Annotated in this window: 8 protein-coding genes; 3 read left to right on the top strand and 5 right to left on the bottom strand. The window is 73.9% G+C overall.

All coding sequences use genetic code 11. The annotated features are described in order from the left end of the window. The first annotated feature begins 284 nt into the window (after positions 1 to 284). Positions 285 to 1,013: an alpha/beta fold hydrolase gene (locus AC4H2S_RS12060; RefSeq protein ID WP_491497220.1), complete on the top strand. Its 729-nt coding sequence runs from the start codon at positions 285 to 287 to the stop codon at positions 1,011 to 1,013. A gap of 32 nt (positions 1,014 to 1,045) precedes the next feature. Further along, positions 1,046 to 1,432 carry a TRIC cation channel family protein gene (locus AC4H2S_RS12055; RefSeq protein ID WP_491497219.1) on the top strand — a complete coding sequence of 129 codons (387 nt, stop codon included), beginning with the start codon at positions 1,046 to 1,048 and terminating at the stop codon, positions 1,430 to 1,432. A 207-nt stretch (positions 1,433 to 1,639) separates the two neighbouring features. Here the strand turns inward: AC4H2S_RS12055 and AC4H2S_RS12050 are convergent, their stop codons facing one another. Then, positions 1,640 to 4,417, bottom strand: a complete 2,778-nt coding sequence (locus AC4H2S_RS12050; RefSeq protein ID WP_491497218.1) for an ATP-binding protein — start codon at positions 4,415 to 4,417, stop codon at positions 1,640 to 1,642. Positions 4,418 to 4,564: 147 nt separating this feature from the next. Between AC4H2S_RS12050 and AC4H2S_RS12045 the strand changes: the two genes are divergently transcribed. Further along, a complete protein-coding gene (locus AC4H2S_RS12045; RefSeq protein ID WP_491497217.1) occupies positions 4,565 to 7,426 on the top strand; it encodes a helix-turn-helix transcriptional regulator in 2,862 nt (953 codons plus the stop codon). Between the two features lie 31 nt (positions 7,427 to 7,457). Here AC4H2S_RS12045 and AC4H2S_RS12040 read toward each other — a convergent pair whose 3' ends face one another. The 4 genes from AC4H2S_RS12040 to glsA form a co-directional block, all read right to left on the bottom strand. Next, complete coding sequence (locus tag AC4H2S_RS12040; protein WP_491497216.1) at positions 7,458 to 10,073, bottom strand: ATP-binding protein; 2,616 nt, start codon at positions 10,071 to 10,073, stop codon at positions 7,458 to 7,460. Between the two features lie 11 nt (positions 10,074 to 10,084). Then, positions 10,085 to 10,828, bottom strand: a complete 744-nt coding sequence (locus tag AC4H2S_RS12035) for a flavin reductase family protein (RefSeq protein WP_491497215.1) — start codon at positions 10,826 to 10,828, stop codon at positions 10,085 to 10,087. Positions 10,829 to 10,895: 67 nt separating this feature from the next. Continuing rightward, complete coding sequence (locus AC4H2S_RS12030) at positions 10,896 to 12,566, bottom strand: MFS transporter (RefSeq protein WP_491497214.1); 1,671 nt, start codon at positions 12,564 to 12,566, stop codon at positions 10,896 to 10,898. After that, positions 12,563 to 13,522: a glutaminase A gene (gene glsA, locus AC4H2S_RS12025; protein WP_491497213.1), complete on the bottom strand. Its 960-nt coding sequence runs from the start codon at positions 13,520 to 13,522 to the stop codon at positions 12,563 to 12,565. The genes AC4H2S_RS12030 and glsA overlap by 4 nt, the downstream gene beginning before the upstream one ends. Positions 13,523 to 13,947 lie beyond the last annotated feature (425 nt).

Here is a 13,947-nt window from a genome sequence, read left to right as displayed (position 1 = left end):
CCTTCGGTGCGCTGCGTCGCCACACCATGGGCGGCGACGCAGGGCTCGGTCGATGGGGCGAGCCTGTGCCACCGCGACGTCCGTCGCCCCCGGGGATCCACGGGTCCGCACCCTCGTCGGTCCCTGCCCGGGACCCCTGCGTCGAGGCCGCGGCGGTCGGCGCACCGGCGGTGGACCCGGGACCCCGCTGGGCAGCACCCGGATGCCACGCCCCGTCGCCGAGGACGACGCTGCTGGGCATGACCCGGGCGCACCGAGCGCCCGGCGAGGAAAGGAACCCCGTCATGAGCAGCACCCCCCAGAAGCAGACGATCGTCCTGGTCCACGGCGCCTACGCGGACTCGTCGAGCTGGAACGGCTCGGTCAAGGCGCTGCGCGAGGCCGGCCACCCCGTGATCGCGGCGGCCAACCCCCTGCGCGACATCGAGGCCGACGCCGCGTACGTGCGCAGCGTCCTCGACAGCATCGAGGGCCCCATCGTGGTGGCCGGGCACTCCTACGGCGGCGTGGTGATGAGCCACGCGGCCGACGGCCACCCCGACGTCACCGCCCTCGTCTTCGTCGCGAGCTTCCTCCCCGAGCCGGGGGAGACCCTCGTCGACCTCGTCACCAAGTTCCCCGGTGCCCGGCTCGGCGACGCCGCGCAGCCGGTGCCCTACCCGACCCCGGACGGCGGGACGGCGCCGGAGCTCTACATCGACCAGGAGCAGTTCCACGAGCTGTTCGCCGGCGACGTCGACGCCGACGTGGCCCTGCAGATGGCGGTCACGCAGCGCCCGCTCGCCCTGGCCGCCTTCGAGGCGCCGTCGACGCGGGCGGCGTGGACGTCGATCGAGTCCTGGGTCCTGGCGGCGGAGCAGGACCTCGCCGTCCCCGCGGAGCTGTCGCGCTTCATGGCGGACCGGGCGGGCGCCCACCTCGTCGAGGTCGAGGCGTCCCACGCGATCACGGTCTCCCAGCCCGGCGCCGTCACCGAGGTCATCCTCCAGGCCGCCGAGAAGACGGCTCGCTGACCGCACCGGACCCGGGCAGGAGGCGCGCGGCGATGGTCGAGCTCATGCCGTTCGGCATCCCGCTGTGGACCGAGCTCGCCGCGACGGTGCTCGGCGCGCTCCAGGGCGCACTCTTCGCCGGCGCCGTCTCCGACCGCAGGATCGACGTGCTCGGCGCCGTCCTGGTCGGCGTCGGGCTCGCGCTCGGCGGCAGCGTGCTGCGCGACCTCCTGCTCGGCGAGCCGCCGGTGGTCATCCGCGGCCACTGGTACGTGCTGGTGGCTCGGTCATCCGCGACCTGGTCCTCGCGCTGCCGGTCGCCCTCCTGCACGTCGGGTCCCTCTACGCGGTGGCCGCGGCAGCGGGTGGCTCCCTGCTGGTCGGACTCGTGGCGCTCGACGTCGCCGTGCCGGACGCCGCGGTCCTCGGCGTCGCCCTGACCACCGTCACCCGCCTGCTCGCCGTACGTCTCGGGTGGAGCGTTCCCGAGCAGCACGCGCTGGTCGTGAGTGCTGGCGGTGTGGGCCGGAGGGCGGCTGCGGCACACGGTCCGGCGCACCGCCCGAGGGCGCCGGTCGACCCGCGGGACCTGATCGACCGACCCAGCGGCGGAGTGGGAGGATCGGCGACGACGGCCAGAACCCACGTCACCTGCTCGAGCGCTCGTCCAGTGCGACGCCCAGCTTCCTGCGGGAGTCGACGCCCAGCTTCCGGTAGATCTTGCGGAGGTGGTAGTCGACCGTGCTCGCGCTGAGGAACAGGCTGGCGGCGATCTCCCGGTTGGTGGCCGAGCCGGCCGCGAGCTGCGCGATCGCCTCCTCCTGGGGCGTCAGCGGCTCGCCGCCCGTCGACGGGGCTCGTCGCCGGACGATGGCTCCCGTCGCCGCGAGCTCCCTGGCCGCGCGGCTGGCGAAGCGCGGTGTGCCCATCTCGGTGAACATGCGGTGCGCCGCCGTGAGCTCGCCCCTGGCGTCCTTGCGCCGGTTCTGCCGTCGCAGCCACTCGCCGTAGAGGAGACGGGTCCGGGCGAGGTCGGTCCGGACGGGGGTGGCGCCGAGCTCGGCGATGGAGCGGACGAAGTGTGGCTCGGCCTGATCGCCCGCCATGATCGCGGCCGCGCGGGAGTGGAGCCCGGCTGCCCACGGGGTGCCGCGGGCGGCCGCCATCCGCTCGAGGCGCCGCAGGGCCTCTCCGGCGGCGTCGTCCCGGTCGCACCGGTGCCCCGCCTCGACGATCTCGGCGAGGGACCGCAGGTTGACGATGGGCCCGCGGTCGAGGAGCGGCCAGGCGGCCTCCAGCGCGGCGGCGTAGTTGCCCAGGCTGTTCTCGAGGATCGCGAGGGTCAGGTGCGCGGCGTTCACCAGGAGTCCGTTGCGCGTCTCCGCGACCGCAGGCGAGCGCATCATCTCGATCGTGGCCCGGCACGCTGCCTCGTCGGCCCGCCAGGCCGAGTGCTCCGCGCGGATGAGCTCTCGCCACACGACGTTGTCGTCACCGATGGAGCGGGCGATGTCGCTCGCCTCGGTGCACAGGGCCTCGGCACGGTCGTGCCTGCCGCACCACGTCTCGGCCTGGCCCTGCCCGGCCAGGGTCCCGCGCAGGAGGTCCAGCGCCCCTCGGGAACGCTGCACGGAGGCCTGCGCGGCGAGGAACTCGAGGTGCCAGTCGATGTCGAACAGGTCGGCGGCCAGCAGTCCGCCGACCGGCGTCCAGTTGTAGAAGGTGCGGGGAGCGTCAGCGTGGCGCATCGACGCCAAGGCCGTGCGGACCTGGGTGATGGCCGCGGGATCGTGGTCGCCGGTGAGCCGGCCGGCCAGTGCCCGGATCAGGTCGGCGTAGGGCGAGTCGACGTGGCGTTCCACCGCCGCCAGGGCCGCCGCCGTGAGCTGCTCGACCACCCTGCGGTCGGCGAGGTGGGAGCTGATCGCCGCCAGGTAGAGGCTCTCGGCGTAGGTCTCGTGGGCGAGGGGTGGGTCGACGGCCTCGAGCGACCGGGCGGCGTCGAGCAGCATCGAGAGCGCGTGCGCCGGCCGGAGGCCCGACATGAGGTTGGCCTCCAGCCGCTTCGCGTGGGCCTTGGTGAGCGGGTCGGCGTGGTCGAGCTGCGCGGTGGCGAGCAGCGCGTGGGCCTCGCCCAGCGCGCCGAGGAGCGAGAGCGCGTTCGCCGCGGCGAGCGTACGGCGCACCCGCGTGCGGGGGTCGGGGGTGAGTGCGGCCGCCCGCGTCATCAGCGCGGCGTGCGCCGAGTAGCGGCCGCGGCGTTCGACCTCGACGCTCCTGGCCTCCAGCGCGGCGGCGACCTCCTCGTCGGTGCCGCTGGCCACGTGCGCCCTGTGCCACACCCACGCGTCGGGCTCAGCGGCCGGATCGCTCACCTGGGCCAGGAGCGCGTGGGCACGCCGACGCTCCGCGGGCGCCGCCCCTCGGTAGACGGCCGACCGCACGAGCGGATGTCGGAACGAGATGGTGGCGCCGACGTCGACCAGCCCCTTCATCTGCGCGGCGTCGAGGGCGTCGGCGTCGAGACCCGCGAGCGCCCCCGCCGACAGCACGGTGGTCAGGTGCGCGCCGGGATCGGCGGCGGCGACCAGGAGCACCTGCTGGGTCGCGGCGGGGAGGGCGAGCACCCGTTGGAGGTAGAGCTCCTCGAGCCGGTCACCGATCGGGAGCGGGTCGGGGAGGCTGACGGTCCCGACGAGCTGTGCGGGGGAGAGGTCGCTGGCGAGCTCGACGACGGCCAGGGGACACCCCTGCGTCCCGGCCGCCACCCGACGACCGACCTCCGGGTCGACGACCCCGCCCGAGGCGAGGGTGAGCAGATCGGTCGTTGCCTCGACCGAGAGCCCGTCGAGCTCGAGCACCGCGATGCCATCGAAGGCGCGCGTGACCGCGCCGTCCGGCCGGGCGGCGAAGAGGATTGCCAGCGACTCGGCCTGGAGCCGCCGGGCGACGAAGACCAGCGTGTCCAGGGACTCGCGGTCGAGCCAGTGGGCGTCGTCGACCACGATCAGCCTGGGCCGCCCGGGGTCGGCCTCGGCGAGCAGGGTGAGAGCGGCCAGACCGACCAGGAACCGGTCGGGCGGGCCCGAGTCCGCCAGCCCGAGCGCCGCACCGAGCGCCTCGCGCTGCACCGTCGGCAACCCGCCGTAGCCGTCCATGAACCCGATGAGCAGCCGCTGGAGGCCGGCGTACCCGAAGTCCACCTCGCCGGCGACCCCGCGCACGGAGTGGATGACGGTGCCGGCCGACCGGGCGTGCTCGGCCGCCGCCGCGAGGAGGACCGACTTGCCCATGCCGGGCTCGCCGCGCACGAGGACGGCTCCGCTGCGCCCCGCACGGGCGCTGTCGAGGAGCTCCACGACCCTGCCGAGCTCTGCCCGACGGCCGAGGAGCGCGGCGCCGCTAGGCCGCTGACCGCCGCTCACGTGGCTCGCTCCGGCTCACGGATCGGGAGTGTACGCACCCGGGCGCTCCCCGGTCACTGGTCCGCAGCGCTCCTCGGCCGCGGTCGAGTGGGGAGGCCAGGTGACTACGCGAACACGGGACTCGACGCGGGTGCGCGCCGACGGAGCATGGCGGCACACCGGCGATGGAGGACGACGATGACACTCACAGCGGATCTGACGACGGCGACGCGGAAGGACCCGGACGGTCACGGCGTGACCCGGCCGGCGACGGCCGGACACTCGCGCTCGTGCCGGGGTGGGCCGTCGACCCGGACGGCGCAGGGAGGACTCCCCGTGGGCCGGGCCGAGCAGCGAGCCGCAATCGCGACCGTGATGAGCGATGCACGAGCGGGCCGCGGCGGTGCTGTCGTCATCCGTGGCGGTCGCGGAAGCGGGAAGACCCATCTCCTCGACGAGGCGATCGCCGGCGCGACGGACTGCCCGGTGTTCCGCGCCACGGGTGTCGAGGTCGAGTCCGCTCTCTCCTTCGGCACGGTCCAGCAGCTCTGTGGTCCGTTGGTGGATCGTGTCGCGGCCCTGCCGGCGCCGCAGTCGGGTGCGCTGGCGGCCGCGCTCGGACTGGCGCCGGGGGCGCAGGCCGACCCGGCGCTCGTGGGCCTGGGACTGGTCTCCCTCCTCACGGGCGTGGCGTCGGAGACCGGGAAGCCGGCCCTGTGCGTCCTCGACGACGCCGAGTGGATCGACGAGAGCTCTGCGCGGGCGCTCGGCGTCGCCGCTCGGCGCGTGGCGGGTGCTTCGGTCGCCTTCCTCATCGCGTCCGGTGGGACCGGGCCGACCGCGGCTCTCGCGGGTCTCGACGAAGTGCGCCTGCACCCGCTCGCGCCCGCAGAGGCGCAGCTCATGCTCGGCCTCGAGCTGCCGGCGCGACTCGATCCCGAGGTCCGGCAGCGGATCCTCGCCGAGGCGCGCGGCAATCCAGCTGTCATCGGACGGCTCGGCCGCGCCCTCACGGTCTCCGCGCTCGCCGGCGGGTACGCGGTCGACGCCGTCGAGGAGGTCGACGCCGACGCGGAGCTCGGGATCCGGGCCCGCCGGCTGGGGCTGCCCGACGACGTAGCAGCGGCCCTGGTCATCGCCTCGGCGGAGCCGCTGGGAGACGTGTCGGCGTTCCGCCGAGGCTGCACGGCCGCGGGCCTGCCCGGAGGAGTGGCGCGTGCCGTCGAGGCGACGGGGCTGGTCGAGATCGACGACCGCGTGCTCTTCAGCCACCCGCTCGTGCGGCACCTGGTCTACCGGTGGGCGTCCGACGGCCAGCGGCGCGAAGCGCACCGCGCGCTGGCCCAGGTGCTGGCCCCGAGGGACGACCACGTCGCGTGGCACCGGGCACTGTCCGCCTTCGGTCCCGACGAGGAGGTCGCGGGGACGCTGGAGCGACGGGCGGTGCAGGTCAGGCGGACGGCCGGCGTCGCGGCCACGGCCGCGTTCCTGGAGCGAGCCGCGCTGCTCAGCGTGGACCCGCACGCGCGGTCCCGCCGCGCGCTCGGGGCGGCGCGCCTGCACGCACGGAGCGGGCGATTCGACGATGCGCTCCGGCTGGTCGCGGAGATCGAGCACGGGGACGCCGGCCGCGCCGCGCGGGCCGTCGCGCGCCTGACGGCCGCGGAGGTGGGCGCACGGACCGGGCATCCGCATGCAGCAGACGACCTCCTGGACGCCGCGGCCCGGATTGCCACGGCCGAGCCGGAGCGGTCCGTGACGGCCCGCCTGGCCGCTCTCGACGCCGTGGCGGGCGACGGCCGACCCGGTGCTGCCGGGGGCCTGCGCCACCTGGCCACCCGCCCCGGCTCGGCCACCGCCGCCACCAGCAGCACGCCGGGCGGGCAGCTGCTCGAGGCATCGGCCGCGCGGTGGGGGAGCAGGGGCGTGCCGGGGCATGCCGCGCTCGCTCGTGCGCTCGACGCCTGGCGTGCCGACGGGTCCGCTGCGCACCCGTTCGCGACCCTGGCCGCGATGGACCTGCTGGACGACACAGCGTGGTCGACGCTTGCGCGGCGAGATGTCGACGACGCTCGGACGTCGGGTGCCCTGGCGGGCCTGCCGCGGGCACTCGACCTGCTGGCCTGCCTGCACCTCGAGCGGGCAGAGATGGACCGCGCGGCAGCCGCATCGGAGGAGGCGGCGCACCTCGCCCGGCGGATGGGCGCGGCCGCGCCGATGCTCGCGCCCACCCTGCTCCAGGGCTGGCGTGGCACGAGGAGCGACGCCCCGGGCCCTGCCGACGACGGGTCCGGCCGGGAGCGGGAGCGGCACGACGGGACCGCGGCGCCCCTCGTCGACCTCGGCCACTCGCTGGTCCACATCGCCACCGGTCGGTACGAGGAGGCGCTGCGTGCCGCGCAACGCGCCCTCGAGGCCGACGCCCCGTTCGTCTCGTCCTGGGCGGTGCCCGAGGTGGTGGAAGCGGCGGTGCGGGTGGGACGTCCCCACGAGGCGGCGTCGGCGATCGAGCTGGTCGGCGCCGTCCGCCGTGCGTCCGGATCGTCCTGGGCCCTCGGGATCGAGCACCGGTGCCTCGCCCTCCTCACCGACGGGCACTCGAAGGAGGAGCACTTCCGAGAGTCCGTGCGACAGCTGGAGCTCTCCGGCATGAGGCTCGACCTCGCCCGGACGCACCTGCTGTACGGGGAGTGGCTGAGGCGACAGGCGCGGCGCGTGGACTCGCGGACACCGTTGCGTCAGGCGTTCGAGGTGTTCGACGCGGCTGGCGCAGGCGAGTTCGCGAGGCGGGCCTGGCTCGAGCTCCGGGCGTCGGGCGAGCGGGCGCGCCGGCGGACGCCGGAGACGCTCAGCGCGATGACCGAGCGCGAGTCGCAGATCGCCGAGCTCGTCGTCGCGGGCCACTCCAACCCGGCGATCGGCACGCAGCTCTTCATCAGCTCGCGGACCGTCGAGTACCACCTCGGCAAGGTGTTCGCCAAGCTGGGCATCACCTCACGGGCGCAGCTGCGCGAGGCGCTGGAGCGCTGACGCGCGGGCCCCCGGCTGCGCGCCGGGCGGCTCAGGTGGTCGCGAGGGCGTGGTGGAGGTCCTCGCGGAGGAGCGCGAGCGCCCCGGCCATGTCGAGCCCGCGGCCGCGGGCTACCAGCTCGTCGAACAGCTCGGCCCCCGTCTCCGCCCGCACCGCCGCTGCCAGCTCCCCGTCGCCGCGCATCGAGGCGTACGCCCGCAGGCCCGAACGCCGCCGCAGTCCCTGCCCGGCCCCCGTCAGCAGACCGGCCCGCTCGCTGCTCCCCTCGGCGAGGGCCAGCGCGGCGGCGCAGTCCAGCACCAGGCACAGGCAGTGGACGCCCTGTCCCGACATGTCGAGATCCAGCGCCTGCACCAGCAGGTCGCGCGCCTCCTCGGGCTCGCTCCGCATCAGGGCCGCCCGGGCGAGGCTGACCAGGGAGACCGTCGTGAGCCACGGGTGGTCGAACCGGGACGCCAGCCGCAGCGCCTCGAGGGTGTGGCGGCGTGCGACGTCGTGGTGGCCCAGGGCCGACTCGACCGACCCCACCGTGACCGCGGTGAGCGCCGTCCACAGGGGCTCGTCGAGCTCGCGCAGCCGCTGGAGGGCGCCGGCCAGGTCGGCACCGACCTCGTCGATGTCGCGCACCAGCACCGGGACCCACGCCATGAGCAGGCGCGACAACGCGTCGAGGTAGGGATCGTCGACCTCGGCGAGCAGCGGCGCGAGCCGGGCCCGGGTGGCCAGGGCGGCCTCGGCGTCGCCCGCCTCCAGCGCCGAGACCAGCGACGCGGCCAGGACGGCGACCCGGTCGTCGGTCGGGAGGTCGTCGGCCATCGGCACCACCTCGGCGGCCCACGAGCGCGCCTCGGTGACGAGGGCGTCCCCGACTCCGAGGAAGGGCCACAGCACGCGGAAGGGCAACAGCACGCGGAACAGCCGGGGGAGGGGCGCCGGGTCGTGCGCGAGGTGCCACCGGACGGCGCCGGCGATGTTCTCGTTCTCGCGGGCGAGGAGGGTCGCGCACGAGCTCTGCCGGAAGCCGCGCAGGGCCTCGTCGGCGCTCTCGGCGAGCGCGCGGTAGTACGCGGCGTGCCGCCGGTGCACCTCGTCGACGTCGGGACGTGCCGCCAGCCGCTCGGCGGTGAACGCGCGCACGGTGTGCAGCATCCGGGTCCGCGGACCCTCGGGCGTCCCCTCCAGGTGGAGCAGGCTGTGCGCGGCCAGGGCCTCGGTGAGCTCGAGGGCCCGGTCGTCGCCGAGGCCCGCGACGTGCGCGGCGGCCTCGATGCTCCACCCGCCGGCGAAGACGGACAGCACCTCGGCGAGCGAGCGCTCGGCCTCGCCGAGCATGCCGAAGCTCCACTCCACGGTGGCTCGGAGGGTCCGCTGCCGCTCCGGGAGGTCGGCCATGCCGGTGCCCAGCGTGTCGAGCGAGCGGGACAGCCGTCGCAGGACGGTGGCCGGGTCGAGCAGGCGCAGCCTGGCCGCCGCCAGCTCGATGGCCAGCGGCACCCCCTCGAGCCGGCGGCAGATCTCCGCCACGTCGAGGACGTCGTCGTCGCTCAGCGCGATGTCCGGGCGGACGGCGCGCGCACGGTCGAGGAAGAGGTGGGCGGCGGGGCTGGTGAGCAGCTCGGGGAGCCCGCCCATCGCCTGCTCGTCCGGGACCGGGAGGGGAGGGACCGGGTAGACCCGCTCCGCCCTCACCCCGAGGACCGTCGTGCTGGTCGCCAGCACGGAGACGTCCGGGTTGCGCGAGAGCAGCTCTGCGATGGCCGGGCCCGCGGCGACCAGGCGGTCGAGGTTGTCGAGCACGAGCAGCCACCGGCCGTCGCGCAGGACGTCGCTCAGCGCGGCCACGGGCGGGGCTCCGGCCAGGTCGGCCCCGACGGCCCAGGCGATGCGGGGCAGCACGCCGCCGGGGTCGGTGACGTCCTCGAGCGGCACGAACACCGCCTGGCCGTCGAAGGTACGGCTGATCCGCTCGGCCACGGCCGTGGCCAGCCTGGTCTTGCCGATGCCGCTGGGGCCGGCGAGCGTGATCAGCCGCTGTCCGGCTCGCGAGTGCAGGCGCGCCACCTCCTCGACGGCCTGCTCGCGGCCGATGAGGGGCGTCGTGCCGACGGGCAGCGGTGCGGGGGAGAGGGCAGCGGGCGTACGCGAGGTGGCCGCGGGCGTGGGCAGCCCTCCGACACCGGGGCGCGCCGTGGCGAACCGCTCGCTCAGCAGGTGGGCGAGGTCGTCGCGCACCAGCCGGCCCAGCTCGGCCGGCGTGCGGAACGGGCGGTAGGACGCCTCGTCCTCGATCCGCCGGATCAGCGCGGTGAGGCGCGGGTCCTGCTCGTCGGCGGGCATCTTGAGGTAGAGCAGCCGGGGCATCCCCCGGGAGAGCTCGAGCTCCTCCTCGAGGCCGGACACGTCCTTGCCGGGGACGAGCTGGCCGTACTGCTGCCAGTAGAGGCCGATGAAGACGTCGCTCTGCGCGAGGTAGGCCCGGTAGAGCTCGCCGGGAGGCTGCGGGCGCGCCCCCGCCTCGAACATGACCGGGGTCAGCCTCAGCGCCGCCAGCGCGCGCGAGACCGCCCGCCGCTCATCGGCCATCTCGCCCAGCGTCGAGCTGACGAAGACGCGTAGGCGCCGGTCCGGTGTGCGGATCGGTGGCATCGTCAACCCCCTCATGAGTCCGGCCGTGGTCCCACCACGGTCGCCGGTCGCGGGTCCGCTCGCATCCGGGTGCCACCGGGCGCCGCACCGGGCGCCGCCCCGGGCGAGGTCGTCGGCGGAGAGCCGGCCGGGATCTCCCAACCCTCCGCGAGCCGGGAGGGTCCGGCGGGCGTGCCGCCGCCGTAGAGGTGCGTGAACTTCATGATCAACGGATCCCAGCGCTGGGGATCGACGTACCTGTCCGATCCCGGCAGGAGCACCTCGGGCCAGGCATGGGTACGCACCACCCGCGCCTCGACGGCCACCACTCCCGAGTCGGCACCGGCGAAGGGCCTGACGTCCGTGACGGTCGCCTCCAGGCAGATCTGGCACTCGGCCACCCGCGGCGGGCGGACCAGGTCCGAGGCGAGGGGTGTCAGGCCCGCGTGCTCGAACTTGTCCCGGAGGTACGTGTAGCCCTTGGCGGCCTTGTGGGGTGGCACCTCCGGTACGCCCGTGCGGAGCGCCAGGAGGTTCACCACCGGTGCCATTGCGCCGTCCACGAGGTTGAGCACCAGCTCGCCGGTGCGCCTCAGGTTCAGCGTCGTGGCCGAGGTCTCGTCCAGGCCCAGGAGGCAGCTCGTGCCGACCCACCACGCCGACGACATCGGCGCGAGGTTGACGCTGCCGTCGGCGTTCTCGGTGCTGATCAGCACGACGGGGGTGCCGAAGTACATCACTCGCGGCTCGATGACGCGGTGCGGCGATGGGGTCACGGCACCCGACGCTAGGTCCGCGCCGGTCGGATGACCGGCCGAAATCGGACGCGGCGTTGACCGTGCGTCAGGCGGGGTCCGGCTCGTCGGCGGGGTCCCCGGCGGTTGCCGGGTGGACGTCGGTCGGGTCGGGCAGCTCGTGCGGTCGGTAGCGGGGCAGTCGGGACGCCGGCGCGATGGCGATGGCGCTGAGCCCGGCCAGGATGAGGAGCCCGGTCTTGAGGGCGTTCAGCCGGGCCTGGGTGTTGGCATCGACCAGCGCGTCGGTCTCCTCGGCGGTCGCGTCGGTCTCGGCGAGGGCCTCGCGCAGGTTGTCGTTGCTGATGAATCCCGCGTTGTCGAGGTCCGCCTGGGCGGCGAGCTCGGGGCTGAGCTCGGGTTGCTCGCTGATGGCCTGGGCGATGTTCAGCGACAGGATCGAGACCAGCATGACGCCGGTGACGGCGGTGCCGACCGCCGAGGCGAGGTTCTGGGTCGTGCCGCGGATCGAGCCGACATCGCCGGCGAGCGTGCGGGGCGCGGACGTGACCAGCACGTTGAAGACGAGGGTCACCAGCGCACCCTGGCCGATGCCGAAGACGATGAGTCCGGCGATGGTGGGGACGGTCTCCCAGTTGTTCGTGACCACGAACGACAGCCACGCCAGCGCGGTGGTGGTGAGGACGAACCCGACGACCCCGATGGTGCGCGGTGGGTAGCGCTTGTAGGTGCGGATGACGAGGGTCGCGGTGATGAAGACGGTGAGGTTGAAAGGCATCATGGCGACCGCGGTGTCGAACGGGCTGCGGCCCTGGACGATCTGGATGTAGAGCGGCACGGCGAAGTTGAGGGCCGCCTCGAGCAGCACCACGATGAACATGGCGTACACCGCGGCGCGTTCCTGCGGCGACCTCAGGACGCTCAGCTCGATGAGCGGCGTCTTGCCGGCCGCGGTGCGCCGACGGGTCCACACGAAGAAGCTCTGCCCGAGGAGCACTCCGGCGAGGATGAGCAACGGGCTCGGCGAGAGCCCGAACACGTCGAACGGTGCGTCTTCCTCGGCGAGGACGGCGCCCCAGTTGTTGAGGTTGTTGAACCCCAGCGTCAGCGCGACGACGGCGAGGCCGACGAGAACGGCGCTGACCAGGTCGATGCGTACCTCGGGGTTCCCGCCGTCGGAGCGGAGGGTGAAGCTGAGCGCGAGGACGGCGACGGCGATGGCGAGGACGATCATGAACGAGGGTCGCCAGCCCACCAGGGTGCCGAGGGCTCCGCCGATGAAGAAGGCGCTGACGCCGGACAGGGCGCGGGCAGAGCCGAGTGAGCCGATCGCGGTGGCCTGCTGGCTGCCGTGGTAGTTCTCGGCGATCAGCGCCACGAGGGCGGGCACGATGATCGCCGCGGAGGCGCCTGCGAACGCTTGTGCTGCGATGACCCACTCGACGGACGGGGCCGCGATCATCATCACTGCCGAGACGGCGAACAGCGAGACCACGACCCGGAAGATCAGCACCCAGCCGACCCGTTGGCCGAGCTTGGCGCCCACCATCACCAGCGCGGCGACCGCGAGACCGTAGGTGACGATCGCGGTGCTGACCGTGGTGGCGGGGACGTCGAAGTCGTCGACCATGCCACCCAGGGACACGGGCAGTGACGCGACGTTGAACGACATGAGGACCTGGGCAAGGAACAACCCCACCATGGGCAGCCAGGAGGCTCGCTCCTCGGGGACGGTCCTGGGGGCGGCTTCGGTGCTCATCGCAGCTCCTCCGTGGTGGCGACGTGGGCGTCGGACGCGAAGATGTTCAACCCCAGCGCGCGGGACAGGTACGCGGTGGCGCGCTGGCCGCGCACGCTGTTGCCGGCCCAGTCCAGACGGGGTGAGAAGACGCCGATGCCTCCCTTGCCGGGGGACACGGTCACGATCCCGCCTGCCACCCCGGACTTGCCGGGGATCCCGATCTCGAAGAGCCACTCACCGGACCGCTCGTAGAGCCCGTTGGCGGCCAGCACCGCGAGGGTGTCGCTGCACACCTGCGCGGACACGACGGCCTCACCGGTGATCGGGTTGACCCCACCGTCGGCGAGGGTGGCTCCCATGACCGCGAGGTCGTGTGCGGTGACGAGGAGTGCGCACTGCCTGGTGTAGACGTCGACGACCTCCACGGGGTCGATCTCGACGCGGCCGTAGCTCTCGAGCAGGCGGGCGATGGCCTGGTTGCGCTGATTGGTCGCTGCCTCCGAGCGGTAGACCTCCCCGTCCAGTCGCAGCTCCCGGCCGGCGAACGCGGACAACCCGATGCGGATCGACTCCCACTGCTCGGCCGGCGTCCCTCCGGGCACGAGGGCGGTGGTGGCCAGCGCGCCGGCGTTGACCATCGGGTTGAGCGGATGACCGCCGTTCAGCTCGATCGCCATCACCGAGTTGAACGGCAGGCCCGTGTTGTTGACCCCGACCCGGTCCTGGATGACCTCGTGACCGAACCGGTCGCAGACGAGGGCGTAGACGAACGCCTTGGAGATCGACTGGATGGAGAACTCGACCATCGTGTCGCCGGCGTCGTGCGTGCCGCCGTCGACGTCGACGACGCACACCCCGAACAGGTTCGGATCGACCCCGGCCAGGACGGGGATGTAGTCGGCCACCACCCCTTCGTCGTGCGCCTTCGCGTCCTCGTAGGCCGCGACCACCAGGTCCTCGACCTCACCCCACACGGGCAGCGACCCAGTCGCGACCCGCTGCTGGACATGTCCTACTCCCAGGCCCATTCGGCACACCCCGTCACGTCAGGGCGCACGGTCGCGGCATCGCGAGACCGCGCGCAGGCATCAGCACACTCGTCGGTCGTGGTCAGCGGCTGGAACGCGCCGCATCAGGTATCTGGCGTCGGTCCCTTCTCCTCGTCAACGAGAGGACGACCTCACCCCTGAGGAGGGGCCGCCACCACTGGAGTATGTGGCTTGGAGTCCTCGCCTGAACAGGCCTGTCGGCAGTCAGGGGACTGACAACCCGCTCAGAGGCGCGTGCTCACCGTTCCCGCAGGTCGTCGCCGACCACGTCCAGCGGGTGTTCATCGCAGGAACACGGGCGGAGTATGGATCAGGAAGACCTCACGGATCACACCGAGAGCCCGTAGCCG

Source organism: Nocardioides sp. Z13_37 (assembly GCF_058355585.1).
The sequence above is the reverse complement of the archived record's forward strand: the minus strand, read 5'-3'. Positions and strand labels throughout refer to the sequence as shown.

Coding starts and splice junctions, on each gene's coding strand:
- AC4H2S_RS12045 (WP_491497217.1), top strand. CDS start 4,565: ATGGCGGCACACCGGCGATGGAGGACGACGATGACACTCACAGCGGAT.
- AC4H2S_RS12040 (WP_491497216.1), bottom strand. CDS start 10,073: ATGCCACCGATCCGCACACCGGACCGGCGCCTACGCGTCTTCGTCAGC.
- AC4H2S_RS12060 (WP_491497220.1), top strand. CDS start 285: ATGAGCAGCACCCCCCAGAAGCAGACGATCGTCCTGGTCCACGGCGCC.
- AC4H2S_RS12055 (WP_491497219.1), top strand. CDS start 1,046: ATGGTCGAGCTCATGCCGTTCGGCATCCCGCTGTGGACCGAGCTCGCC.
- AC4H2S_RS12030 (WP_491497214.1), bottom strand. CDS start 12,566: ATGAGCACCGAAGCCGCCCCCAGGACCGTCCCCGAGGAGCGAGCCTCC.